Origin of the sequence: Marinomonas rhizomae (assembly GCF_024397855.1) — a bacterium.
GTDB lineage: Bacteria > Pseudomonadota > Gammaproteobacteria > Pseudomonadales > Marinomonadaceae > Marinomonas > Marinomonas rhizomae_A.
Window position 1 is genome coordinate 138,360 of sequence record NZ_CP073343.1, and the last position, 24,742, is coordinate 163,101.

Annotated in this window: 20 protein-coding genes; 6 read left to right on the forward strand and 14 right to left on the reverse strand. The window is 43.3% G+C overall.

The window, feature by feature from the left end; genetic code table 11:
* Positions 1-249 precede the first annotated feature (249 nt).
* A complete protein-coding gene (locus KDW99_RS20465) occupies positions 250-1,320 on the reverse strand; it encodes a bifunctional transcriptional activator/DNA repair enzyme AdaA (RefSeq protein WP_304941373.1) in 1,071 nt (356 codons plus the stop codon).
* 245 nt (positions 1,321-1,565) lie between these two features.
* Between KDW99_RS20465 and ypfH the strand changes: the two genes are divergently transcribed.
* Positions 1,566-2,201, forward strand: a complete 636-nt coding sequence (ypfH, locus tag KDW99_RS00590; RefSeq protein ID WP_255827405.1) for an esterase — start codon at positions 1,566-1,568, stop codon at positions 2,199-2,201.
* A gap of 76 nt (positions 2,202-2,277) precedes the next feature.
* Here the strand turns inward: ypfH and KDW99_RS00595 are convergent, their stop codons facing one another.
* Positions 2,278-4,239, reverse strand: coding sequence for a methyl-accepting chemotaxis protein (locus tag KDW99_RS00595; protein ID WP_255827406.1), 1,962 nt, complete (start codon positions 4,237-4,239; stop codon positions 2,278-2,280).
* 260 nt (positions 4,240-4,499) lie between these two features.
* Here KDW99_RS00595 and KDW99_RS00600 point away from each other — a divergent pair, with 260 nt between their 5' ends.
* Positions 4,500-5,261: a sulfite exporter TauE/SafE family protein gene (locus tag KDW99_RS00600; protein WP_255827407.1), complete on the forward strand. Its 762-nt coding sequence runs from the start codon at positions 4,500-4,502 to the stop codon at positions 5,259-5,261.
* A gap of 28 nt (positions 5,262-5,289) precedes the next feature.
* A complete protein-coding gene (locus tag KDW99_RS00605; protein WP_255827408.1) occupies positions 5,290-5,913 on the forward strand; it encodes an FMN-binding negative transcriptional regulator in 624 nt (207 codons plus the stop codon).
* Positions 5,914-5,933: 20 nt separating this feature from the next.
* Here the strand turns inward: KDW99_RS00605 and KDW99_RS00610 are convergent, their stop codons facing one another.
* The 4 genes from KDW99_RS00610 to KDW99_RS00625 form a co-directional block, all read right to left on the reverse strand.
* On the reverse strand, positions 5,934-6,854 hold the full coding sequence (locus KDW99_RS00610; protein ID WP_255827409.1) for a diguanylate cyclase: 921 nt from the start codon (positions 6,852-6,854) through the stop codon (positions 5,934-5,936).
* 1 nt (position 6,855) lies between these two features.
* Entirely contained in the window at positions 6,856-9,597 is a 2,742-nt protein-coding gene (locus KDW99_RS00615; protein WP_255827410.1) for a response regulator, read from the reverse strand.
* Between the two features lie 43 nt (positions 9,598-9,640).
* Complete coding sequence (locus tag KDW99_RS00620; RefSeq protein ID WP_255827411.1) at positions 9,641-10,927, reverse strand: DUF917 domain-containing protein; 1,287 nt, start codon at positions 10,925-10,927, stop codon at positions 9,641-9,643.
* A 567-nt stretch (positions 10,928-11,494) separates the two neighbouring features.
* On the reverse strand, positions 11,495-12,670 hold the full coding sequence (locus KDW99_RS00625) for an MFS transporter (RefSeq protein WP_255827412.1): 1,176 nt from the start codon (positions 12,668-12,670) through the stop codon (positions 11,495-11,497).
* Positions 12,671-12,770: 100 nt separating this feature from the next.
* On the opposite strand from KDW99_RS00625, the gene KDW99_RS00630 reads away from it, so the two are divergent.
* On the forward strand, positions 12,771-13,676 hold the full coding sequence (locus KDW99_RS00630) for a LysR family transcriptional regulator (RefSeq protein ID WP_255827413.1): 906 nt from the start codon (positions 12,771-12,773) through the stop codon (positions 13,674-13,676).
* A gap of 14 nt (positions 13,677-13,690) precedes the next feature.
* Here the strand turns inward: KDW99_RS00630 and KDW99_RS00635 are convergent, their stop codons facing one another.
* The 5 genes from KDW99_RS00635 to KDW99_RS00655 all read right to left on the reverse strand — a co-directional run bounded on the left by KDW99_RS00635 (position 13,691) and on the right by KDW99_RS00655 (position 19,198).
* Entirely contained in the window at positions 13,691-14,809 is a 1,119-nt protein-coding gene (locus KDW99_RS00635) for an ABC transporter ATP-binding protein (RefSeq protein WP_255827414.1), read from the reverse strand.
* An 11-nt stretch (positions 14,810-14,820) separates the two neighbouring features.
* Complete coding sequence (locus KDW99_RS00640) at positions 14,821-15,783, reverse strand: carbohydrate ABC transporter permease (protein ID WP_255827415.1); 963 nt, start codon at positions 15,781-15,783, stop codon at positions 14,821-14,823.
* Positions 15,784-15,792: 9 nt separating this feature from the next.
* Positions 15,793-16,659 (reverse strand): carbohydrate ABC transporter permease, encoded by an 867-nt coding sequence (locus KDW99_RS00645; protein ID WP_255827416.1) that lies wholly within the window; start codon positions 16,657-16,659, stop codon positions 15,793-15,795.
* Between the two features lie 115 nt (positions 16,660-16,774).
* Positions 16,775-18,130, reverse strand: coding sequence for an ABC transporter substrate-binding protein (locus KDW99_RS00650; RefSeq protein WP_255827417.1), 1,356 nt, complete (start codon positions 18,128-18,130; stop codon positions 16,775-16,777).
* A gap of 57 nt (positions 18,131-18,187) precedes the next feature.
* Positions 18,188-19,198: a LacI family DNA-binding transcriptional regulator gene (locus KDW99_RS00655; RefSeq protein ID WP_255827418.1), complete on the reverse strand. Its 1,011-nt coding sequence runs from the start codon at positions 19,196-19,198 to the stop codon at positions 18,188-18,190.
* A 292-nt stretch (positions 19,199-19,490) separates the two neighbouring features.
* Here KDW99_RS00655 and KDW99_RS00660 point away from each other — a divergent pair, with 292 nt between their 5' ends.
* Positions 19,491-20,429 (forward strand): GGDEF domain-containing protein, encoded by a 939-nt coding sequence (locus tag KDW99_RS00660; RefSeq protein WP_255827419.1) that lies wholly within the window; start codon positions 19,491-19,493, stop codon positions 20,427-20,429.
* Positions 20,430-20,525: 96 nt separating this feature from the next.
* On the opposite strand, the gene KDW99_RS20525 is transcribed toward KDW99_RS00660, so the two are convergent.
* The 3 genes from KDW99_RS20525 to KDW99_RS00680 form a co-directional block, all read right to left on the reverse strand.
* Complete coding sequence (locus KDW99_RS20525) at positions 20,526-21,824, reverse strand: methyl-accepting chemotaxis protein (RefSeq protein ID WP_304941374.1); 1,299 nt, start codon at positions 21,822-21,824, stop codon at positions 20,526-20,528.
* A 162-nt stretch (positions 21,825-21,986) separates the two neighbouring features.
* Complete coding sequence (locus KDW99_RS00675; RefSeq protein ID WP_255827420.1) at positions 21,987-22,577, reverse strand: DNA-3-methyladenine glycosylase I; 591 nt, start codon at positions 22,575-22,577, stop codon at positions 21,987-21,989.
* A complete protein-coding gene (locus KDW99_RS00680) occupies positions 22,570-23,493 on the reverse strand; it encodes a LysR family transcriptional regulator (protein WP_255827421.1) in 924 nt (307 codons plus the stop codon). Before KDW99_RS00680 ends, KDW99_RS00675 begins: the two co-directional genes overlap by 8 nt.
* A gap of 200 nt (positions 23,494-23,693) precedes the next feature.
* On the opposite strand from KDW99_RS00680, the gene KDW99_RS00685 reads away from it, so the two are divergent.
* Positions 23,694-24,725, forward strand: a complete 1,032-nt coding sequence (locus tag KDW99_RS00685; RefSeq protein WP_255827422.1) for an amino acid ABC transporter substrate-binding protein — start codon at positions 23,694-23,696, stop codon at positions 24,723-24,725.
* Positions 24,726-24,742: the final 17 nt, after the last annotated feature.

Below are 24,742 nucleotides of genomic sequence, written 5' to 3' on the forward strand. Positions count from 1 at the left end.
AGGGAATCTTTAACGAACAAAAGAGTAGCCTGTTAATAAGGTATTGTCTTTGAAGTTACATTCCTTGTGCTTCTTGATGGTGCGAAAGTAATCGATTTTTGTAAGCTTGTCTTGTTTTTTTTGTTCTTTTTTCTTTTTGTTAAAAAATCAAAGAGAGAAATATAACGTGTCTTTATATTTTTATTATGATGGCTTGCTAACCTCTTTCTTTGCTTGGTACCACTGTGTGTTTATATATGAGCGTTTAATTTAGCTTTTGTCATGTTCCAATTGGTGTGTTGCTTCATGATCAAGCAGCCAGCGCTTTCGTTCTAATCCTCCCGCGTAACCAGTTAAGCTGCCGTCTTTGCCAATGACTCGATGGCAAGGAATAACAATGGCAATTCGGTTCATTCCGTTGGCTCTCGCAACCGCTCGCACGGCTTTGGGGTTATCAAGGCGTGTCGCTTGTTCTTGGTAGCTGGCGGTTTCACCAAATGGAATGGTGCCAAGCATCTGCCAAACGGCATTTTGAAAGTCGGTTCCTGGTGTATGAAGCGGTACACTAAATTCAGTTCTATTACCTAGAAAATACTCTTCTAGTTCTTGTTTGAGTTGCTTAATATGCGCATTTTCTCCCGCTACGATGGGCGCTTTTAAACGGCGCTGTAAGTCTTCAAATTCGGTTTCTAACATGCGTCGATCAACGAATTCCAATAAACAAATTCCTTCATCTGTTGCGCAAACAAACATAGGGCCAATGGGCGTTGTTAGCCTATCAATTAAAATCACAGCATTCTCCAAATTTAGAGTCGGTGCATGACCGAGTAACTTTTTAAAAGTGTAACCGAAACCACTCAACGAATCGTAGCCTGAATCCAGCGCAGTATTGGTGGCGCTTTTGCCTGTCTTTAATTCTTGAAAGGCATAATTAATTCGATACATACGCTGAAAGGTTTGAAAAGTCATACCGTAATGTTGATTAAACCAACGGCGCACAAAGATGGGCCGTATTCCAGATTCTCTTAATGCTTGGTCGGTGATTTTCGCCTTAGTGCAATCTCGTACAAGATTCATTGCCGCTTGCACTTCATAGGGGGCTTCATGGGCGTTTTCAGTAGGTCGACAGACTTTGCAGGGACGAAAACCAGCGTCCATGGCGTCTTTGAAATGCGTGTAAAACTCAACGTTTTCACGTTTTGGTTTGCGTGCTCGGCACGTTGCAATACAGAAAATTGAGGTGGTTTTAACACCAACAAAAAACACACCAACATAGCTCGGCTCTCGGTTTAGTAGGGCTTGATAATAGCCATCGGCTTGTTTCTCATCGGTTATTAACATGCTCTAGTCCGTTGTTTAAATGATAGTTGAGTTCATCTTTATTGACGTTGTGCTGATTGAATGAGATTAGCGTGTTTGCCTTTGCAGCAACAACCGAAAAGTGGACGAGTATTTTTTAATGTGAGTATTCTGTTTCTAATTATTTCTAAATATGAAATAGAGATTTAAGAAACAGCCTATATATATTGATTTTGTAAAATAATAGAGTACTCATGATATTAAGTGATTTTTTATAAGGATTCTGCATGTCTACTCTTTTGATACAAGAACCTAGCTCGCCAACGCGTCTGTTTTTATTATTCCATGGTGTTGGTGCTACGCCGCAAAGTTTAGCTCCTATGGCGGATATTCTTGCTAAATCATTTCCTAATGCGGTTGTTGTTTCAATACAAGCTCCTGATGCGTCTGACTTTGGGCAGGGTTATCAGTGGTTCTCTGTGCAAGGAGTAACGGAAGAAAATCGTGTCGAACGAATAAAAGAAGCGATGCCGCGTTTTGTTGACACCATAAAGTATTGGCAACAAAAAAGCGCACTAAACGCAGAGCAAACCACCTTGATAGGCTTTTCTCAAGGCGCGATTATGTCTTTATCTTCGGCACAAATGGTGGACGATTCATTAGCGGAAAAAATAGTGTCTTTATCGGGGCGGTTTGCTGTATTGCCTGAAGAGCCAGTAGATTCTGTGCTAACCCATTCTGCAGAGGATACGAAAGTGCATTTTATCCATGGCAATCAAGACAATGTGATTGATTACCAATGGTCTAAAGCGGCGTATGATGTGCTTATAGGCTGCGGTGCAAGGACGACTTATGACCTTATTCCTGACCTTGCGCACAGTGTGAATCAAGCTGTTGTTAATTGCTTATTAGAGCGTTTATAGCGTTTTCATTGTTCATAAAAAAAACCTAGCGCCCAGATGTTGGGGCTAGGTTTTCTTGTTTTTGACAATAGGATGATTAAGGCTGGCTAGACTTGAAGCGAGCTACCATGTTTTGTAGTTCAGCCGACAACTGATTAAGTGCGGTTGCCGTTTGTGACACTTGCTGAGAAAGATCGCTGGTTTTAATTGTACCATCGTGGATCACGATTACATTTGTGTTAATTTCTTCTGCCACCAAATGTTGTTCCTCTGCAGAGGCACTGATTTGAATCATCATGTCTTTAATCTCCAACACAGAGTGAAGGATTTTTTCAAACACTTGGTAGGTTTGAGAAGCCAATACAACCGAATCTTTTGCGACGGTAACACTGTTATTCATCTTGTTCGCCACGGAGCCTGTTTGCTGTTTTAGCTTCGTGAGCATGTTATCTATTTCGGTAGTCGATTCTGCCGTTCTTCCTGCTAGTGTACGGACTTCATCTGCTACAACCGCGAATCCTCGACCTTGCTCACCTGCACGAGCCGCTTCTATTGCGGCATTTAACGCGAGTAAGTTGGTTTGTTCTGCGATGGCTTTAATCGTGTCTAAAATACCCACGATACTTTCAGAGTCTTTTGTTAACTCGATCATGCTTTCATTTGAACTATGGATTTCTTTTTCTAGGCTGTTCAAAGAGTCCATCGTTTGCTGAATCAGTTTATTGCCTTCTTGTACTTGTGTTTCACTGTTTTCCGCAGCGGCCGCTGCGCTACTGCAGTTCGAAGCCACTTCATTCGCGGTAGCGACCATTTCGTTAAAGGCGGTAGACACGTGATCAACAGAATTCACTTGATGAGATACAATGTTGCTTAGTTCTGACGATAGACCTTCAGACTTGTTCGCTACCTGACTGATTTGTTCACAAGACGATTTGGCATGGCCAACGATACTGTCTATCGATGTGACAAACTGATTAAATGCTGATGCCATCTGACCAGATTCGTCTTTGTCTTTTACTTCTAAGCGTTGTGTTAAATCCCCTTCGCCTTGACTAATATCGGTCAAGCGGTCAGCCATTACTCTGACAGGTCGAATAACAACACCAGATAAAATAGCACCAATTGTCATAAAGATAACGATCATGACGAGCGCAATAATCACAGTAGTGACAATTAAGCTATTGGCTTGAGCGTAAATAACTTGGCTTGGTACCAAGCCAATAAACTTCCAGTTAAGGGCTGGAGACGTATAAACCATAGCGAACCATCTTTCTCCGCCTATGGTTAACTCTTGAAGTGAGCTGCTGTCGTTAAGTGTAGAGTAAGGGCGTGAGGCATCTTTAATGGCTTTAAAGTTGTTTTCGGGATCAACAGGGTCCGCGAGAACGGTTCCCGTATCTTCCACCATGACTACATAACCTTCTCCGCCAAACTTCACCTTAGCTAATAATTCTGTCAGTTTTTTTAAGGTTACATCAACACCGACAGTACCATACAGGCCGTTTTGACCTTCAAAACGTTGTAAGTAATCGACTAAAGGCGCGCCTGTAAATGAATCTTTATAGGATGGTGTACGGATAGGCGTTTTGCTATTAATAGACTGTTTGTACCAGCTGCGCTCTGTAGAATCGTACTTTATGCCGTTCTTACCTATTGGCCATTGAAGATAGCCTGAGTCGTTTGTCCCCAACCAAATATACGCTAAGTCTGGGTGTGTCTTACCAAAATCGTCCATTAGCGCAAAGGCTTTTTGTTCTTGCGGAGAGTTTTGATCCGGCGTCATCATTTCTTGGGTAGTTTTGTTTGCGTAACTGGCGATGCTATTTGGAGTCAGTTCGTTTAGGGCACCCGATCTTGCGAAAAACGACACATTTTCAGCAAGGTTATTCAAATACATCGAGAAGATTTTATCAACGTGGCCAATTTCTGCCTGACTTTGACTCTCAAAATTTTTCAGGGCATTGGTTCGAACTTCACTGATAATAACGACGGAGACGATAAACACGGGGAGAATAACCCCAGCCGCCACCAGAGCGATAATTTTGGATCTAACTGTCATAAAAACCTCATCCGAATGTGGTAATAAGTCTGATAACTGTAGAATTAAAGAAGAATGCTGGGTGGCAGGTTTCTCTAATGTAATTTAGGTTTAATGCTTCATTACTAATTTAGGCTATTTCTAGGGGCATGTCTGTATTAATTTGTATAGTTTTACGTTAGAAATGAAACCAAGAAACCTTTTGTTAATCCCGCCTCTTATCCTTATCATTCACCTCCTATTTTTCTTGATATATATAAAACCCATTTAAGGACAATGTTATGGATTACAGTGTGTTCACTGTTTCGCTTTTGATCGGCACAGGTTTCATTGCCGGTATTATTAACACTCTCGCAGGCGGAGGGTCTAACCTGACATTGCCAGCTTTAATGGTAATGGGAATGCCAGCGGATATTGCCAATGCGACTAATCGGGTTGGCGTGTTTTTACAGAATGTGGCCGCGACGTTCGGCTTTCGTAAAGCGAAGAAACTGGATAACGCCGATATCCTTCCGGTGATGATTCCGTCGTTACTTGGTGGTGTCGTCGGCGCATTTGCCGCCAGTTATGCTCCAGAAACTTGGCTAAAACCGCTTTTGCTGAGTGCCATGATCGGTATGACGTTAATCATGATCGTCCGTCCTACCATGATTGCGCCACCAGAAGGCACAGTCCCTTTCAAAGTCTCGGAAAAGCCAAGTGCTTGGATTGCTTTGTTTATTGCAGGTGTTTATGGAGGCTTTGTGCAAGCAGGTGTTGGCTTTATTCTTATTGCGGCTTTGGCTGGTACTTTACGTTACGATCTGGTTAAAACAAACGCGTTAAAAATGGTCTGTACGTTAGGTTTTACCGCTTTGGCATTAGGCGTTTTTATTTGGAATGATCAGATTCTGTGGATTCCTGGCCTAATACTGGCTTCTGGTACCATGCTAGGGTCTTTCCTCGCCGTGAAAATGGCCATTAAAGCCAACCCGAAACACCTAAAATGGTTTCTTTTCATTATGACCGTTTGTGGCAGTGCTGCAGCATTGTTGAGTGATTAAATACTTTAATGCTAAATAGGTAGCTGATATGTACACACCAAAGCATTTTGAAATAAGCGACCAAGAAGAGCAGCTCGCCTTTGTGAAAGCTTTTCCCTTCGCGACGTTAGTTTCGAATGGTGAAGACGGTTTAAACGCTGAACATATTCCTATGTTGGTTCATGTTGATGATGAAAATAGAGTTTGCTTGCAAGCTCATATCGCTAAGGCTAACAAGTTGTGGCAGAACGTTGCGAACCAAACGGATGTCTTGGTGATTTTCCAAGGCGAAAACGCCTATATTTCACCAAATTGGTACCCTTCTAAAAAGGTAGATGGTAAAGCCGTTCCAACTTGGAATTATCGAGCGGTTCATATCCAAGGCACTATCAATTTTATCCACGACATTAAATGGAAATTAGCGTTACTGGAAAAACTCACCAATATCCATGAGAAAGAACAACCAGCTCCTTGGTCAATCTCTGATGCGCCGCAAGAATACATCGATAGACTGCAAGCCGCTGTCGTTGGGATTGAAATTACGGTGACTGACATTCAGGGCAAATACAAGCTCAGCCAAAATCAGACAACTGAGAACAAAAACGGTGTAAGAGATGGCTTAGCCGAAGTTCAGCACCCAATGGCTGATGTGATGCAAAAAATGTCTAGTTAAGTTTTTGATTATAAAACTTGTTATACAGTATCCTTAGTTGTAACGCTTTTCCATTTTACTTGGTTTTTACCATTATATTTTGCAAGATATAAAGCCTCATCTGCTGCTGCGAATAAGGACTCAAAATCAAGGTCTTTTTTAGGAGTAATAGAGGCAACTCCTGCACTTATAGTGACAACATGATTATCTTTTTTAGCACATATAGTCGCTATTTCGTGAACTTCGTCAATGCATTTTTTAATGCGTAGTAATGCTTCTTTTTTAGATGTTTTAGGCATGATGGCAACAAATTCTTCTCCGCCATATCGAGCTACTAGATCACCGTTATGATTAAAGTTATTGTCTAAAATAGTAGCTACTTTTTGTAGCACTTTATCACCAGCCGCATGCCCGTAAACGTCGTTATATTGTTTGAAATTATCAATGTCGATAACAGCTAAAGATAAGGTTTCGTTAAGCTCCCCCATTAGCTCCCATTCAGATCGAATGGTTTCTTCATATTTGCGTCGATTGGCTAAAGACGTTAATGGATCTATTGTGCTTAAGCGTTCTAATATGCGGTGTTGATTGATAAGCTTTAGGTGCAAGGCGACCCTAGCTTTTATGATCGAAGCATGTATAGGCTTTTGAATATAGTCACTTGCTCCTAGTAAAAGGCCTTTTTCTTCATTTTCTATGTCATCTAATGCTGTGATAAAGATGACTGGAATATCGCATGTCCTTGCGTCTTGGCTAAGTCTTTTCATAGTCTCGAAGCCATCCATATCTGGCATTATAACGTCAAGTAGAATTAAGTCCGGTGAAAACTCTAACGCTTTACGGACGCCTTGTTCTCCACTTTTTGCCATTATAATACCTACTTCGTCACGCAAAATATCACTGATAATTTGTAGGTTGATTACTTCATCATCGATAATAAGGACACTTAATGAATCTGGCATTCTAACTACCTGGTAATTTGAGTAAAAGTTGACGAACAAGCTGTGCTGCTCGCTCATATTCGATATCGATAATATTTTTAATTATTTCCGTTGTATCTTTGCTATATTCCGTATTTCTCGATTTACTCTCTAAGATACTAAAATAATTTTCCACTTTGAAGTTGCTCTGTTCGAGCAATATTAGAACGGTTCCTAGTGTGATTTTGAAGTCTATTTCTGGGTCAATATGCTCGCCCTCTGATCGATTGAATATAAAACCTAACTCGATTAAAAGCGTAGAAAGATTTTTTGAAACATCCGTCAAAGTAGAGCGGTCGATATTTTTTTTTCTTATCAATCTATCTTCTATGATTGAGCAATCTTTAAAAATATTTTGTGCGCCAATATAAGCAGAGTTTGACTTTAAAGAATGTATATAGTTCAGGAGATGTTGGTTATCATGCTCTGAAAATATGAGGTTAGAGTCTTTTAAGAGAGGTTGATATTGTCTCCAAAAAGAACGAACTATCTTTAAGTATAGTTCAGAATCATTTTTTAGAGCGTCTATTGCTTTTTTAACGCCTAAGCTATGTATTTTGTGAAGCATAGACAGTTCATCACTTATCGCTGATTTTGCAGGAAGTTTGGGCTTAAGCGCTAAATTCTTCTGTGCATTTTTACGAACTAAGTGTTTTTCTAGTGTCTTATAAAGTAAGCCGGCTGGAATAGGCTTGGGAATATGGTCATTCATTCCCACAGAAAGGCTCTTTTCTTCGTCTTCTGGAGATGTGTGAGCGGTCATTGCGATAATTGGCAGCTCGTAATCAAGATCCATTTTACGAATGAAGGTAGAAGCCGTTAAACCGTCCATAATCGGCATTTGGATATCCATGAGGATAAGGTCATATTGAGTCTGCTTTATCTTATTAATAGCAACTTGCCCGTTTTCCGCGTGATCCACTTTAATTTCAGTGTCTTTTAAGTAACCCAGTGCCACTTGCTGATTAATCAAGTTGTCCTCTACCAATAGAATATGAAACTCAGACAAATTAGGTATTGGTTCGATTCTTTTATTCGGTATTGCTATTTTTTCAAGGCTAAAAAACTGATTTAATGCATTGAACAGGGTTGATTTGCCAACCGGCTTTTCTATAAATTGCTTTACTACACCCGAATCCAAGTATGGCTGAACATGATGTTTGTCATAGGCTGATATCATCAGAATAGGCGGCGCTAATTCTTTAAACAGTTCTTTTATTTTTTTCGATGTTTCGATTCCGTTCATATCTGGCATCTGCCAATCCATGAAGACAATATCGAATGCACTATTAGATTGTTTTGATTGGCTTATAGCTTCGATAGCTTCCCAGCCACTTTCGACACACAAACTTTCTATACCAAAGCTTTTTAGTAGTTGTGCCAAGATATTCCTGGGGAGTGGGTGATCATCTACCACTAGTGCTTGGAGTGTATTATCAGAATATGTGGTCTCAACTCTTGGTTGCTGAGCGGGTATAAGCAAAGGCAAAAAGACTGAGAAAGTGGAGCCTTTACCTATTTCACTTTCTACTTTGATTTCGCCATTCATTAACTCACACAGCTGGCGAGAGATAGTTAATCCTAATCCGGTTCCACCATATACGCGTGTGACACTATTATCTGCTTGTGTGAAGGGAGAAAATAGCTCTTCTAGTTGGGTAGAAGGAATTCCTGCGCCGGGGTCTATTACGTCGCAGCGCAGCAAAATATTCTCGTTATCCAACTTGTTGCAACCAAGTCGAATAATAATGCTCCCGAAATCCGTGAACTTAATAGCATTACTCACTAAGTTGACTAATATTTGCTGAATACGGAGCGGATCTCCTAATAAAAATTCAGGTATGTCATCAGATATGTCTGTTATTAACTCGAGTTTCTTCGCATGTGCGCCGAACACATTCATATTGACTGTGGTTCTTATCAATTTCTCTATTGAGAAGCGAACTGATTCAGCGCTAAGTTTACCAGCTTCGATTTTAGAAAAATCTAATACATTATTGACCAGATTAAGCAGTATATCGCCGGAATCTTTTATTTTTCGCAGGTAGTCTTGCTGCTCCTCCTGATTGGGGTGAGTATTGAGAGCTAAATCGCTTAAGCCGATAACCGCGTTAATAGGCGTACGGATTTCATGGCTCATTCTAGCGACAAATGATGACTTTGCTTCTAGTGCCTCCTCTAATTCTGCTTTAGCGAGTTCTAGTGCGGCTGTTCGTTCTGTCACTTTTACATCAAGATTGTCGTTGATTTGTTTTAGCCCAATATTGTATTCCTGTAGCTTTTCTCCAGCCTCAATAGCCATTTTTTCGGCGGTTTTGATTTTTGTGGTTTCATGGCTGATACCGCAAATAAAAACGGGCTTACTATGCTTATCAAAAATAGGTACTAACAAGGTGTTGTAAAATAAATCCGAACCATCTTTTACGAAATACTGTTCTATGGAAATGGGTTTTTTATTGTCGATTGCTTCCTGGTAAGTACGATAAAAACCTTCGACAATTTCCTCCGGAAACATCTCTCGAATAGGATTACGATGATAAATTTTGTTCGGTTCAATCCCCATCGCTACTCGTGACGCCGCATTGTTATCATAAAGAGAAAATTCTCCATTCTCTTCTACGGCGATGATGAACATGAGGTCATCTGAATGACTCCATAATTGAAAAAGACATTCTTTGATTAGAGTGTCATGTTCTTCTTGATCAAAAGACTTACTTAGTTTCATAGAACCTCCGTGTTAGGGATAAAAATCTAAAGATTGGTTTTATTTAGATGTCTTCTTTCGTTAGAAGTTTGTCTAAAGATTCATATGACCCGTAATAGCCAAATTGCTTGGATAGAGCTGAGAAGACTTCCTTATTTTCATTCTTGAGCGTTTCAGGCGCTGGCAAACTAAACAAATACACCTCTTGGCCTTCTACAACGTCTTCTACAGATAGGCCATGCCATCCTGAAAGTGACTTATTAGCCTCATTTTGCACATCATTACTTAATGAGCTTAAGTTAGACAAAATGCCATCTTTAATCGTCTTGTCTAACTTACCTAGCATACAAATTGAGTCAGGGCAGATTGTTAATGGGTGATCTTTATCCTTATCCCAAAGTAGTAAATTCTCGTTTTGGTTAATAATGATAAGTTCTTTCAACTGACCTTTGATAGTTTGAGTAAAAGACAGTTGATTGAAATCAAACCCACCTTTAGAGACAGTTTCTATTCTTTCAAGAGTAAAAGGTGAATTGCTCTCTGATATAGGGTACAGCGGAGTGTCGAACTGGCCTTCTAAAAAAATGGCTAAGTCTTGGAGAATATTCTGATCAGCTACATTGTATTGGTTTAGTTGTTGTCCAATACTCTGCGCGGTAGAGATTGTATTTTTTATGAGCGACGATTTTGCTTGATCACCATTCATTATCCAACCGGAAATAGCGCCAACTCCATCAAAATAACCTTCCGATGATAAAATGGGACGAACCATATTCTCAATAATACTAGCTTGAGCCTTTTTGCTAGCAGCCCCTTCAAAGCCCTCATCATTGATGTTCGGCAAATTCAAAATAATATTACCTTCAACTAGAGCGCTTCCATGAGGGGCATTTAATACAACAAAAGGTGTGATGTTTATTTTCGAGCTATAGCTTAAGCAGGATAATGTTGGGACGGAGCGTCCCGCACCGTCAGCGTCAACTACACGAGCTGGCTCCAGCGTTTTGGCCGCAGCTAGCATAGCGACAAAAATATTGGAGCCCGTTTCAACAGAAATAGTGAAAGTGATTTTTTTCGACTTGTTTAGGTCTTGCATAACTTCAACTGCACGTGTTTCTGAGCCTTGTAAGCCTATTTTTGCAAAGCTTTCGGGAGACCCCATCGCTCCAACCACCACGCCGAAATCGCTACTTTTCATCGAATCGGGTGAGCACAAAGCAATAGATTTTTTTGTTTCTACTATTTGGCTAACAAATGAGTAGGCTGTCTTTATCGAACCACCGCCGCCACTTGCTAATAATGTCGAGCCATTGACGATATTGAAAAGTGCTTCTGTTGTTAAGATAGTCATTAGGTTAAATCCTTTTAGACTGACGGACTTTGATGATTAATAGATGTTTTCTTTATAGCATTTTTAGAATGCATAATTATTACGCACCGAGACTAAACTTATACATCAAATGCATTCTTGTACGCCATAGCTCACCTTGTAACCCACTATACTTTAAGGTTATTTTTTGTATTCGACTTATCAGAGATGTGAAGTAAATAGAGTGTTGATCCCATTCGTGATGTCGTAAGCAAGCATAGACAAGGCAGCAAATGATGATATGAAGGGCTCTGCATTATTGAGCATAAGACATTTTTTTAAAGTGACCTGAATCAAGAGGAGCGCAATCAGATTCTGTTTGAAACAAATGACCTTTTGTAAGATGACTCATATACAAGAAAAAGAGTATTTAGGACGTTGTTACTACGATACTTCCCCCTTATCACTGCAAGCGTGTGTCACCCGATTTCTATGCCATCAACGCTTATTGTTTAGAGGGGGTTCAACGCAGAAGGAATTCCGGTGTGAGCAACAATTAGCGCAGGGATGGCGTGATTCATATTTTCAGCCCCATCCCTGCTTGTTAGCTTAAGAGGCTGTAACGCGTTCATTCGTTTGATTGGACGGTTTTCGTTTTAACATCAACACCATTAGCAATCCAAACATGGCGGTTCCAGCACCGGCCAAGGCGATCGAAGGTAACCCAAGTCCTGCACTTATCACACCCCCACCCAAGGCCGCACCAACCGCATTACCGAGATTAAAGGCACCAATGTTCATTGCGGACGCTAAATTCGATGCATCGCTGGCCTCATGTACCACCAAGGATTGTAAGGGCGGAACCACCGCAAAACTGGCAATGCCCCAGAGAAAGATAAGTGGCACAACGATGATAGAAGAAGACATACTGACAGCGAAAACCACTAACAATAGAATCACCGCTATTAAAGAAACAATCAAGGTGCCGTACAGAGAACGATCTGCATAGCGTCCACCAAGAATATTGCCAACCGCAAGGCCAGTTCCATAAAGCACCAACATGAGTGTCACGAAGGTCGTAGAAGCGTGAGTTTCCTGTTGTAGTATTGGCACGATGTAAGTAAATACAGTAAACATCGAACTGGCACCCACGACCGTTAATAGCAACGCGGCTAATACGGGGCCTCTGCCCAACACAGATAATTCATTGCGGATATTCGCTTTCTCTTTATTGACCAATGTAGGTAGGCTCAAACGCAATGCCGCCATAGTCACTAGTCCAATAGCCGCAATACCAAAAAAAGCATTTCGCCAGCCGAATGTCGTACCGACAAAGCTTGCTAATGGTACGCCGCCAATGGTTGCTACAGTGAGCCCCGAAAACATTGCAGCTACCGCGCCTGCGCGTTTGTTGGGTGGCACTATGTTGGTTGCTACTACAGCACCAACACCGAAAAACACACCATGATTAAACGACGTAATGATACGTCCAATCATCAACGCACTGTAACTATCAGCTAGCGCACTGACTAAATTACCGATCGTAAAAATTCCCATAGATAAAATCAGCAATCGACGTCGTGGCATATTCGCAAATAACAACGTCATGATAGGCGCACCAACTAATACACCGAAGGCGTAAGCACTAATGAGCATCCCCGCTGTTGGGATAGAGACACCTAAATCCCCCGCAATTACTGGCAACATCCCCATGGGGGAAAATTCCGTCACTCCAATTCCAAAAGCACCAATGGCCAACGCCATTAATGGAAAGTTGATCTTCATGTTTATCCCTCGTTTATTTATGATATGAAGGAATATAACCAGATAACAAACCCGCGAATAGTAGGTAAAAAAGCTATTCTGTTTTGCATTGGATTCACAAATGAAGCAAATAAAAGTTGATAAAACCGCTGAAATGGAAACTTTCTTAACCGTCGCGACGACAGGAAGCTTAAGCGGCGCAGCAAGAGAACTTGGTCTCACGCCGTCGGCAGTAAGCCGAATGATGACAAGAATCGAAAAGCGTTTAGGTGTTAGGTTGCTGGTCCGTTCTACTCGTAAGCTTTACTTAACCAGTGAAGGTGAATCCTACGCCCTTGCGGCGCGGCGCATTCTGAAAGACCTAGAAGAAACCGAACTGGCTATCGCTGATCGGGCCAGCCCAAGTGGATTGATTAAAGTCAGTACCGCGACGGCGTACAGCCGCTTGACTATGATCCCCTTATACAAAGAATTTTTACAGCGCTATCCCAACATAAAAATAGAAGTTGAAGTAAGCGATCAGATTAGCAATGTGGCAGATGGTCATATTGACGTCGCGATACGTTTTGGCCCTTTACCCGATAGTAATTTAACCGCTAAACGCCTTGGCGAAACGGGCAGAAGCGTTGTCGCTACACCCAACTATTTAGCACAAGCTGGCGTCCCAAAAACGCCAGCCGATTTGCGGCGCTTTAATTGTCTGGATTTTAGCTTTCAACGGATTGAACCCGGCTGGCCATTCCGCGAGAACGGTGAAGATTATATTTTACCGATACAAGGCAACATGACCTCCAACAATGGCGAAACGCTGGTGGAACTGGTGATGGAAGACATTGGCATCACCCGAGTAGGTAATTTCCATATAGAACAAGCCTTGTCATCGGGGAAACTCGTGCCCTTATTAGAAGACTTCAACCCACAGGACAAAGAAGTCATCCATGCCGTGTTTATTGGCGGACAACACATGCCAGCAAGAGTGCGGGTCTTTGTGGATTATCTGGTTGAGAAAATGACTCAAAATTCTTAGATTGCTTGAGTCATTTAAACCTCCCCCGTGTTCAGCAGCATGCCTTGTGGGCTGGTGTCGAATAGCAAGACCCGGTTCAAATCGACAGACAAGGAGATGTGTTCTTGGCGTTTGACATGGGAGCGTAGGTCGAGTCGGGCTTTGGCGTCTTCGCCGCCGAGTTTGAACATGATTTCTTTATCGAAACCGAGATTCTCCACCAGTTCTACTTGTATGTCGTTGAATTCAAATAGGTTGTCACTTGGAGATCTCTTTAAAGACAAGGCACTGTCTTCAAAGAAGTCAGGGCGAATGCCCACTAACACAGTATCGTGGGATTTGAGGTCCTGTAAATCGACATTGGCGATTTTCGCCGCTGGCAGTCGGTAATTGTCGAATACCAGATCTTCGCCTTCTATCTTGGCTTCAATCAAGTTCATCGCGGGTGAACCAATAAAGGTCGCGACAAAGGTGTTGGTGGGTTGCAGGTAAATTTCCATCGGTGTGCCGACTTGTTCGACGATGCCATCGCGCATCACCACGACTCTATCGCCCAAAGTCATGGCCTCGATCTGATCGTGGGTAACGTAGATCGCCGTCATGTTGTATTGATGCTGAATGCGGGCGATTTCTGTCCGCATGTGATGGCGCAATTTAGCGTCCAAATTCGATAGCGGTTCATCAAACAAATATACGTCAGCATCTCGGGCAAGGGCGCGTCCCATAGCAACCCGTTGGCGCTGGCCACCAGATAAATCGGCAGGTTTGCGATCCAAGTAGTCGTCGAGCTTGAGCATTTCCGATACGTCTGCGAGTTTCTCTTTAATCGTTTCAGCGTCCGCCCCGGATTTTTTCAAGCCAAAGACGATGTTTTCTCGCACCGACATATGCGGATACAAGGCGTAGTTTTGGAACACCATGGCGATGTTGCGTTTGTGTGGTGGCAAATCATTAATGGCGCGGCTGCCAATCTGGATTTCTCCCTGGGTGATGTCTTCCAACCCTGCCACCATGCGCAGTGTGGTACTTTTACCGCAACCACTTGGGCCAACCAGCACGACAAACTCACCGTCTTTTACTTCTAAATTGAGGTTCTTTACGATCGGCAAGTTACCGTAGGATTTATTCACGTTACGTAAGATTACTGAGCTCATAATTCTATTCCTTATCCTTTAACACCGCCGTCTGTGAGGCCACCTGACAAATGCTTATTCGCCAACATGAAACAAATCACCACAGGTAATAGCGTCAACATGGACGCGGCCATGATGCGATCCCAAATAGCGTTTTTCGAAGTAAACAAAGTTTGTAATGCCAAGGGCAAGGTTTGGAAATCTTGGTATTGTTTGAGGAACACAGACGCAAACAAGTACTCATTCCAAGCGATGACAAAACAATAGATAAACACGGTAAACAGCATAGGTTTCGACAAGGGCATGATGATGCGCCAGAAGGCTTCTACCCTTGAGCAACCGTCCATCATTGCCGCTTCTTCTAAGGAGAAGGGAATGGTACGAAAGTAATTTCCCAACATGTACATGGCGACTGGCAAGGTCTGAATCAGATAAATCAAAAACAGACTGAAAATTGTCCCTGCGGCGCTGGATGCCAAGCCAACGTTGACGCTCATTTGATAGAGCGGAACCATCAGCAAAACACCGCCAACCATGTAGACAAACAAAACACCGTTTGCCATCAAGGATTGCGCAGGGAAGCGTAAGCGTGCAATAGCATAGGCAGCAAGAGACGCCAAGAAAGTCGAGCAAATCCCTGTCACGAAGGAAATCACAAAGGTATTGAGCATGTAGCGCCCGAACGGAAATACATCGCCGCCGGCGCTAAATTTATCCAGCAGCATCTGCTTTTTCTCGGCTGACAACGCGGGGTTGTCCAGTAGACGTTGCACACTAGCAGGCACATCCACTTCTTTTGCTGGCATCAAGCCAAGTAGCTCTTTGTAAGCATCCAAGTGTAAAACACGAGGAATGAGTGATGGATTACCCCAATCTATCGGATGTTTTAACGAGGTCGAAAGAATCTGTAAAAAGGGAAACACGCAGAAAATCACTAAAGCAAGCACCAAGGTATACAAGATCACAGATTGGGTGGTTGAGCGTTTATTCATCATATTCTTCCCCTACCACTTAAGGACTTTACGAACGTACAGCCAGATCAAGCCGACCAGCACGAGTAATTGAATCACCGAAATCGCAGCCGCTACGCCTTGATCGACGATGCCAGCAAACGCTTGGTAATAGGTGAAAATCGGCAAGGTCTCCACATTGGGTGCAAGCAAGTAAACATCTTCAAAGCGGTTTAAATTCCAAATCACCCGTAATAGCACCACGGTGGCAATGACGAATCTCAGCTCTGGTAAGGTCACGTGCCAAAACCGTCCCCACGCATTTTGTCCATCTATCGCGGCGGCTTCGTACAAGTCTTTCGGTACGCTTTGTAATTTGGCGAGAAACAGCAAATAGGCGATCGGGAAATGCTTCCAAATATCGAAAACAATCACGACAAATAGAGCCGAGTCTGGGTTGCCGATGAGGTTTTCCCGTGTGTCCGTCAGATGTAAAACATCGACCACCACGTGGTTATAAATGCCGTTCACTGGATCGAAAATAAACTGCCAGCCAAATACCACACTGATGACGGGGGCAAAGTAAGGTAGGAGAATCAAACCGCGAGCCAGGTTGCGAAAGCGAAACTCTTGATTCATCAAAATGGCGGCCGCCAAGCCCAATACCGTTGTCCCGATTACAGTGCCAATTAGATAAATAACCGACACGCCGATGGAATGGTAATAACGAGGATTGCCGAGCAAATCCGTGTAGTTTTCCATGCCGACGAACGTCTTGGTGCCATTGAGTTGAACGTCAAAAAAGCTCAGATAGATGTTGAATAGAATTGGGTAAATCACCAGCAAGCCAATGATGCCGACCGCGGGAGCGACCAGTTTTAGACCCAAGCGAGATTCGTTTTTTATGAGTACAGAAGACATATGTTCTTCCCTTTTTTGCATTTGACCCGACCCTAGCTCTCCTCTTAATAAGGGGAGGGAACTGATTACTGCTCCTCCCCCTTTACAAGGGGGAGGTTGGGAGGGGGTCTATTGTCTATTCGCCCATGATGGCTTTCATTTCCGCTTCGGCATCGTCCAGCGCCGCTTGCGGATCTTTTCCTTCAATGGTGACGCTGTAGATCATTCGTGGAATAACCGATTTAGCGAAGATGGCGCCGGAGGCTGGGAAGGTTTTACCTTCTACCACAGAGAAAGAGCGAATATCGTCAAAACCCGATACGATCTGCTTCATCTTGTCTGCACCATAAAGCTTAAATACACCATTTGGGTCTTCCAAATAGGCTGGATCTTCAGCGATGCCTTTCAACATAGGATTCATACCGCCTGGAGCCATGTGTAGGAAGGTGATGTAACTGGCTGGATCGTACATAAACTCGATGAAGTCTTTGGTAGCTTTAGTGTTTTCAGCACTTTTCGTTTTCAGTGCGACAAGACCAGACAAGGTGCCGTAAGATGCGGCGCTTTTGTGGGTGATAATTGGCGCGAACGCGGTATTTTTCACCAATTCAGGGTCGAAGGTGCCACCGCTGAGTTCTTTGAAGTTTGCTGAAGACAAAGAGCCTTTTGCCACTTCTGCGAGAGCAAGGTCATCCATTATGTAAGTGGAATAGAAGAACATGCCCATCTTGCCTTGTAAGTAATAATCCCGAGCGCGCCAGTTCTGTGGCCCTGGTGGATTGTATTTAGATAACTCTTTGTAATACTTAATGGTTTCGAGAGTCGCCGGGCTGTTGAAGACCAAATTGCCTTTGGCATCAAACTCACTGGCATTATTGGATAGTGCCAGTTGGGTGAATACTTGTTCTGTGTAGCTGTCTTGTTTAGTGCCGATCAAAATGCCGTATTGATTATTGGCTTTGTCAGTCAGTTCCTTGGCGGCTGTTTCTATATTTTCCCAAGTGTTAGGTGCCGCTAGGCCTTTTTCATCGAACCAGTCTTTGCGATACCAAATGCCCTGAATGAAACCATGATAAGGCAAACCATAGTACTCACCAGAAGGTGAGGCCAGCGTGGTCAGCGCGCCTTTGTGGAAACGGCTTTTGCCGATGTCTTTGATGACGCCTTGGTGAGTTTTAGTATCGACAATGCCTTCTTCGCCCAACGCCATGATGATTTCGGAGTTCACTTCAATCAGTTGCGGTGTGGTACCAGCGGCGACGGCGGCTGCCATTTGTGTTGCCATTTCATTTTCATCAACGGCGACGACTTTGACCGTTACGCCATCGTTTAACGCTTCAAAGGTACTCGCCAGTAATTCTATATTTTGTAAGCGGTCAGTTTGGGTTTGTGCGGTCCAAAATTCTACCTTGGCGGCGTGAGTGAGCTGGCTTATCAGGAGTCCGTTTACCAGCATTGTGCCGGCGACGAATAGTGAAGTTTTACTTTTCATTATGGCTTCCTCTTGTTTTTATTTGTCTGCTTCTTAGGACTTTAAGAACACTTGTTATTAAAGTCCTATCGTCACAACCCCCGGAACTAAAACGACTTGTAGGTCCTTCACCGGAGTCCCTTTGATGCGCGCTACCATCATCTGGGCAAGCTGTTCACCGATTTGCGTTGGCGGCGCTTGCTGAATGCTGGTAATCCCCATACTGGCGGTCAGCTCATCTGCGGGTGTATCACAACCAATTACACACACAGGATTTTCTCTTTCATTTAGCTGTGTGTTGTGCAATCGCATGGCCGCCAATGCGGCGGCACGCGCGCTGGTGCTGGTTAGGCAAATCAACGCGGTGATATCTGGGTGCTGGAGCAGAAATTCGGCACAAGCGAGGTAACTTTCTTCCTCGTCATAGCCCACTTCTAACCATTGTTCAGACGCAAGAGAAAGCCCAATTTGCTCGGCGGCATTTTGAATCCCGCGTCGCCTTTCTTGGGCGAAGAAATATCGCTCGCTTACCGATACCACGCCAATCTTGCTGTGGCCTTGTTCGTGCAGACGACTCAGGCTTAAATGACCAACTTGGTAATTATCCAAATCGAGCCAAGCAAATTGCGCCGCGCGCTCGGTGCGTCCGTAACACACAAAAGGTACGTTAAGTTTCAGTAAACGATGGACTTTCGGGTCGTTAACCCGAGTGCGAAGGAGCAGAAAACCGTCTTGATCGCCTGCTTTTACTAGGCGTTCAAACTCGCTTAACTCCTGTTTGCCAGTATCGATTGCCACCACTTGCAGCAAATAGCCTGCTGCTTGCAGCGCTTGTCGAGTTCCAGCTAACACCTTCGAAAGAATGGGGTCGAGATATTGTGTGTCTTGGCAAGGAATGATTGCCGTAATCACACGTTTTGCTTGCACCCAATGAGCCATTTCTGGCCCTTTCAATTGGTAGCCCTGTCGCGCTGCTTCTTTTAGCACTCGCTTCTTTGTACTCGGGCTAATGTCTGGGTAATCGTTCAGCGCTCGTGACACCGTGGATACCGACAGATCCAACTGGGTTGCTATCTCTTTAATTGACATAAATTCATTCACTGCACCATTCTTATTGTTACCACTGTCCATCATTCAAGTCTGATTGAAAAGACTTAATCGTGCATTTTGTGACCAGCAACAATTGACGTTAAGACCGAAAATGTTTCGATGCAATACTTTATTTTTGCACAATTAAAGTGCGTTTAATGGCAGAGAGTTAGTGGAAAAGGACAGTTTATTATTAACAGCCACCTCTTTCTTGCGTTGAAAGTGCAGGTAGTACCACCTACTATCAAGGTATGATTGTTTTTAAGTGAATTTTCCAATCTGGATGAAAAAGATGACAGAATCGGCAACCAATGTAAGAAAGCAAAAGCTGCTTGATGTGCTTTTTGACGATCCAGTGATTTCTCAGGCTCTTACTCAAATCAATGTTTTTGTTATTGATCATTACCCTGATGGTTTACGCATTACCAATAGTCTTGAGGGGCTGGCAAGAGAGTCCTCTAATGATGCCTTTACTTGGATAGAATCGATTCACCCTGAAGACAGAGAGCGCGTTCGGTCAGAGTGGTCAAAGGTTGTCTTTGGCCATGAGGATTTTTTTGAAAGTGAATATCGCTTCATGATCCAAGGAGAATATCGTTGGATTTCTTTGAAAGGCAGTATGATTTCTCGCTCCTCTGATGGAGAGCCTGAGCTCTATATTGCCGCGGATAGGGATATCACGGAAGAGCGACGATTACGTCAGCTATTAGAAGAAGAAAGAGCACTTCTGGCGCAGTTAGTGATTAGAGACGAGTTTCTTAACATACTTAATCGGCGTTATCTTGAAACAAAGCAATCGCACTTTTTCCGCAACGATGGGCAAACACCCGTTGCTGTGTTGGTGTTGGATATCGATAATTTTAAGCAATTAAATACTCGCTTAACACATCACGGTGGCGATATGGTGTTGCAAGCCGTGGTTTGTGCCATTCAAACCTGTTTAGGCCGCTTAGACATTCTGGCTCGCTATGGCGGTGATGAATTTGCTTTGGTCTTTCCCCAGTCTTCGTTTGAATACGCTCATGATATGGCTGAACAAATCTTAGGCGCTGTCTCCAAGGTCGAGATTCCGAAGATAAGTGACATGACAATATCCGCTAGTATCGGCCTAGTTCACGGTAATCCAGTCGAAGGGCAGGGTTTCTGGAGCTATTTTGAAGAGGCGGACGCACTATTGTTGTTAGCTAAAAAGCTTGGTAAAGCACAAATACAAAGCAAATTACTGCCTTAGTAAAGATAGGTCGAGATACGCAAAATATAAAAAAATCGGTGAGGAGCACCTGTGAATCATCTATATTTTTGCTTTCCTCGACCATATCAAGCGGCCTTAATCCTTCATTTTGTCGACCATTTCGACAAATCTTGCTACGCCAGATGTAATCTCAGTGAGGCCGTGTGACACTTCATTAATACTTTCTTGTCCATGAAGGGCAATACCCGAAACCGAGCTAAGCATCTCATCCATATCATTGATTAAATTGTGATTTTTTTGTACGACTTCACTAATTTCCGATGTCGCTGTAGCCGTATTACTGGCCAGTTTTCGAACTTCATCTGCAACAACGGAGAAGCCGCGTCCGGCTTCGCCAGCACGTGCCGCTTCTATCGCCGCGTTAAGGGCGAGTAAGTTGGTTTGATCGGCAATAGAACGAATGGTGACGACTATATCGGAGATGCTCTTAGATTGAGTTTTCAGTAAATCTCCTAAATCTGCGGCCTGTTTTACTTTTTCGGCAATATCGTTCGAGGTTTGCACTGACGCATTAAGAATCTCTACGGCGTTGGACGACACTTGACTGGTTTGTTCCGAGGTGGCTGCAGCCAGTTCAATCGCGTTCATCGCATTATTAACGCGTTCTGAAATGTCTGAAGCGAACTTAATGACTTTGTAGACGCGACCTTTTTCATCAAAAATTGGGTTGTATGTCGCTTCTAACCATATAATTTTTCCTTCGCCATCAAAACGTTGGAAGCGCCCAGATGAATGCTGTCCATGTGCTAATTCGGACCAAAAATTAGGACGTTCTCTGTAGAATTTATCATCACAGAACATTTTATGATGTTTGCCAACAATGTCTTTTAGGTCACATTTCATGGTCCTTAAAAAATTACTGTTGGCGTGAAGTATGTTGCCTTCAGGGTCAAACTCTATGACCGCAAGGGAGCGGTCTAATGCTGTCAACACCGCATTCTTATTTGCCAAGGATTCTTGCATTTCTGTGATGTCGTTCGCTATTTTGAGAATCTTCGTCACCTTGCCGGTATCATCGGAGACGGGAAAGTAGCTGGCTTCTAAATGAATGGGTTGCTTGTTTTGTTTAAAGCGTAGAAAGGTACCATTGAAGGATTTTCCTGCCTTAAGGTCATCCCAAAATGCTTTGTATTCAGTGGATTTTATGTATTCGTTGTCACAAAAAATACGATGATGTTTGCCAATAATTTGATCTAGTGAGTAGCCCACCGCTTCTAAAAAAATCGGATTGGCATCCAATATAATGCCATTCACATCAAAGCTAATACAGGCAGTATTTTGTTTGATGGCGTTTAATTCATCTTGGAACTGGCTTGAAGGCTGAACTTGTTCTTTCTTAGGCGACGACTTATCTTCTTTTTTACTGAAAAACATCTAGGCTATCCTTAATTAACGGCTTTTAACCTTCTGAGCAAAGTGGAACTTCATCTTTGGCTGATGAGGAAAAAGATGCTTTCCATATGTATCTTTCGATTATGGTTGAAGATAATGATATTTGCATAATCAAAAACACTATCTTCGAGTGATTTTTTTACTTTACGGCCTAACAAATCCCTTCCTTGCCCGATCAATTTCTTCTCGCATAAAGCAGTCTTCCGCATGGTCGTTGATGAGTCCCATGGATTGCATGAAGGCGTACATTGTTGTTGGTCCGACGAATTGCCAGCCGCGTTTTTTGAGCTCTTTAGAAAGGGCGATGGATTCAGCGCAGGTGGTTTGGGTTTCGGGCTGTGGAAGGATGTTTTCGTCAGGCTCGTAACGCCAGATAAAGGCTGCGAGGGAGCCTTCTTGTTCGATCATTTCAATAGCGCGTTGGGCGTTGTTAATCACCGCAAGAATTTTGCGTTTGTTACGCACTATGCCTTGGTTGTTAAGTAATTTTGCTATTTCTTTCTCACCAAATAATGCCACTTTATGAAAGTCGAAACTCTCGAAGGCGAGACGAAAATTGTCACGCTTGCTCAAGATCGTGCGCCAGCTCAAGCCTGACTGAAAAGTTTCTAAGCAGAGTTTTTCAAATAAACGCTGGTCGTCATCGACAGGAAAACCCCATTCTGTGTCGTGATAATGAGGAAAGTCTGGCGCGGTGTTGGCCCACGCGCAGCGGGGTTTATTGTGCTTAGACATTGCTCGCGTCCTGTGGGAGTCGAGTCTGTATTTCCAGCTTGTGGATTAACTCGTCGTAAAAGTCTTTGGCGAGGCCAGACAATGGGCTTAAGTTAGAGGTTAGAACTTCGAGCGGCTCCACAATGTTGGGAGCGAAGGGTTTTAACACGACATTGGGCAATTGAAAGACTTTGTCAAAGTAGCGGAAGTTCAAAATATCGACGAGGGTAGCGCCCATTCCTAGGTTCACGAAGGATAAACCGTGAATGGTCGTATGGACTTCTAGGATGCGATTTAATGGCAATCCGGTTTCCGCATAAATGCGTTTGAGCGCTTTGGTGGTGGCGTTCTCGGAATCCAGGGTGATCCAGCTAAGATCCAATAAATCTTTAGGATGAATAACGTCTAATAGCGCGGCTGGATGATCTTTCGGCACCGCGCAATAACAAGGTAAGTCGAAGGCGACCGCATCGTGTTTCGAAGAACTTTGGGCTTTATCCACTAAGCCGATTTGATATTGCCCAGAGGCGATACCTTGGCGAATGGCAGAGCAACCTGAAAGATGCAGGCTCACGTAAACGCCCGGATTCGTCTTCATATAGTCAGCAATGAGCTCGGGTAAAAACTGGTAAGATGGGCCAAAAATAGTGGCGATTCGCAAACGACCAGTCTTGCTGTTTTTCGCTCTTTTAATGCTGTCTTCTAAGTGGTTCACGCCTTGTAATATGCCATAGACTTCTTCGTGCAAGTAGAGTGCTTCGTCGGTCGGAATAAGCTTGCCGTTGTTACGCACAAAGAGTTTATAGCCAATTTCTTCTTCAAAATTGGCGAGCATTTTACTGGCGGCAGGTTGGCTAACATAGCTTCGCTCCGCGGCTCTGGTGATACTGCCAGTAACAAAGACCTCGTGAAATATACGCAATTTATTGATGTTCATAGGCATAACCTAAAGTTATCAGACTATTAAAAATATTCAGTGTGATTATAGAAAATCTTCACATAAGATCCTAACTGTTAGTTGTTTGATCTGCATCAAAAGATTTAATAAAGCGGTGTGATCACGGACTCGACTCATAATAAAAATGGGTCCGAATAAAAAGAAATTAAAAATTCAACAGCATATAAAAGGAACGAACAATGAAGAAATTTACTATGGCGTTAGCAGCAACCACCACGCTTCTAGCGGCAAACAGTTACGCAGCGGACACCACGTCTACCCTAGATGCAGTCAAAGAGCGTGGCTATGTAAACTGTGTAATTGGTAACTCTTTTCCCGGTTTTTACAGCTTAAACAAGGCTGGCGAATGGCAAGGCATGGACATTGATATGTGCCGTAGTGTTGCTTCTGCAGTGTTTGGTGATGCCTCTAAAGTGAAATTTTTGCCAGTACAGTGGGCGCAAAGTTTTACGTCTATTAAGAGCGGTAAAGGTGACATTCTATCGAAAGGCATGACATGGACGCTTTCCCGTGACGCGGCACAAGGTCTGGACTTCCTTGATACCTATTTTTATGACGGCCAGGGGTTCATGGTACGTAAAGACTTGGGCGTGAAGTCCGTAAAAGAATTAAAAGGCGCGACGGTTTGTGTTCTGACCGGAACGTCGAGCGAATTGAACATCGCAGATTACAGCCGTGCGAATAATCTAGACATCAAAACCGTGGTATTTGATGACTCATCTGTCCGTAACACGGCCTTTTTTAACAATAACTGCGATGCACTAACCAATGACAAATCCGGTTTAGCGGCTCAGCGTTCTGCTGCACAAAACCCAGATGGCTATATGATTTTGCCTGAAACAATTTCCAAAGAAGCCTTATCCTTTGCTGTGAAACAAAACGACAGTGAATGGGCGAATGTTGTGAAATGGACCTTTGCCGCCATGGTGGCTGCGGAAGAGTTTGGTGTGAATTCACAAAACGTCGAGAAAATGCGTGACGAAAGCCAAAGCCCTGTGATTCGACGTTTGCTTGGTGTGGAAGGCGACTTGAATGTCGGTTTAGGCCTTCCTCAAGATTGGGCTTATCAAGTGATTAAAAACGTCGGTAACTATGGCGAAGTGTATGAACGTAACGTCGGTACAGACAGTGTGTTGGGGCTAGATCGTAAAGGCACCTTGAACGAGTTGTGGACGAATGGCGGTTTGATGTACGCGAAGTCTTTCCGTTAATACACGATTACAGCGCT

Excerpts from the sequence above, each read along its gene's own strand:
- KDW99_RS00645 (WP_255827416.1), bottom strand. The coding sequence starts at position 16,659 with ATGTCTTCTGTACTCATAAAAAACGAATCTCGCTTGGGTCTAAAACTG.
- KDW99_RS00615 (WP_255827410.1), bottom strand. The coding sequence starts at position 9,597 with ATGAAACTAAGTAAGTCTTTTGATCAAGAAGAACATGACACTCTAATC.
- KDW99_RS00650 (WP_255827417.1), bottom strand. The coding sequence starts at position 18,130 with ATGAAAAGTAAAACTTCACTATTCGTCGCCGGCACAATGCTGGTAAAC.
- KDW99_RS00635 (WP_255827414.1), bottom strand. The coding sequence starts at position 14,809 with ATGAGCTCAGTAATCTTACGTAACGTGAATAAATCCTACGGTAACTTG.
- KDW99_RS00640 (WP_255827415.1), bottom strand. The coding sequence starts at position 15,783 with ATGATGAATAAACGCTCAACCACCCAATCTGTGATCTTGTATACCTTG.
- KDW99_RS20465 (WP_304941373.1), bottom strand. The coding sequence starts at position 1,320 with ATGTTAATAACCGATGAGAAACAAGCCGATGGCTATTATCAAGCCCTA.
- KDW99_RS00595 (WP_255827406.1), bottom strand. The coding sequence starts at position 4,239 with ATGACAGTTAGATCCAAAATTATCGCTCTGGTGGCGGCTGGGGTTATT.
- KDW99_RS00655 (WP_255827418.1), bottom strand. The coding sequence starts at position 19,198 with ATGTCAATTAAAGAGATAGCAACCCAGTTGGATCTGTCGGTATCCACG.
- KDW99_RS00685 (WP_255827422.1), top strand. The coding sequence starts at position 23,694 with ATGAAGAAATTTACTATGGCGTTAGCAGCAACCACCACGCTTCTAGCG.
- KDW99_RS00630 (WP_255827413.1), top strand. The coding sequence starts at position 12,771 with ATGAAGCAAATAAAAGTTGATAAAACCGCTGAAATGGAAACTTTCTTA.
- KDW99_RS00660 (WP_255827419.1), top strand. The coding sequence starts at position 19,491 with ATGACAGAATCGGCAACCAATGTAAGAAAGCAAAAGCTGCTTGATGTG.
- KDW99_RS00675 (WP_255827420.1), bottom strand. The coding sequence starts at position 22,577 with ATGTCTAAGCACAATAAACCCCGCTGCGCGTGGGCCAACACCGCGCCA.
- ypfH (WP_255827405.1), top strand. The coding sequence starts at position 1,566 with ATGTCTACTCTTTTGATACAAGAACCTAGCTCGCCAACGCGTCTGTTT.
- KDW99_RS00680 (WP_255827421.1), bottom strand. The coding sequence starts at position 23,493 with ATGAACATCAATAAATTGCGTATATTTCACGAGGTCTTTGTTACTGGC.
- KDW99_RS20525 (WP_304941374.1), bottom strand. The coding sequence starts at position 21,824 with ATGTTTTTCAGTAAAAAAGAAGATAAGTCGTCGCCTAAGAAAGAACAA.
- KDW99_RS00625 (WP_255827412.1), bottom strand. The coding sequence starts at position 12,670 with ATGAAGATCAACTTTCCATTAATGGCGTTGGCCATTGGTGCTTTTGGA.
- KDW99_RS00605 (WP_255827408.1), top strand. The coding sequence starts at position 5,290 with ATGTACACACCAAAGCATTTTGAAATAAGCGACCAAGAAGAGCAGCTC.
- KDW99_RS00610 (WP_255827409.1), bottom strand. The coding sequence starts at position 6,854 with ATGCCAGATTCATTAAGTGTCCTTATTATCGATGATGAAGTAATCAAC.
- KDW99_RS00620 (WP_255827411.1), bottom strand. The coding sequence starts at position 10,927 with ATGACTATCTTAACAACAGAAGCACTTTTCAATATCGTCAATGGCTCG.
- KDW99_RS00600 (WP_255827407.1), top strand. The coding sequence starts at position 4,500 with ATGGATTACAGTGTGTTCACTGTTTCGCTTTTGATCGGCACAGGTTTC.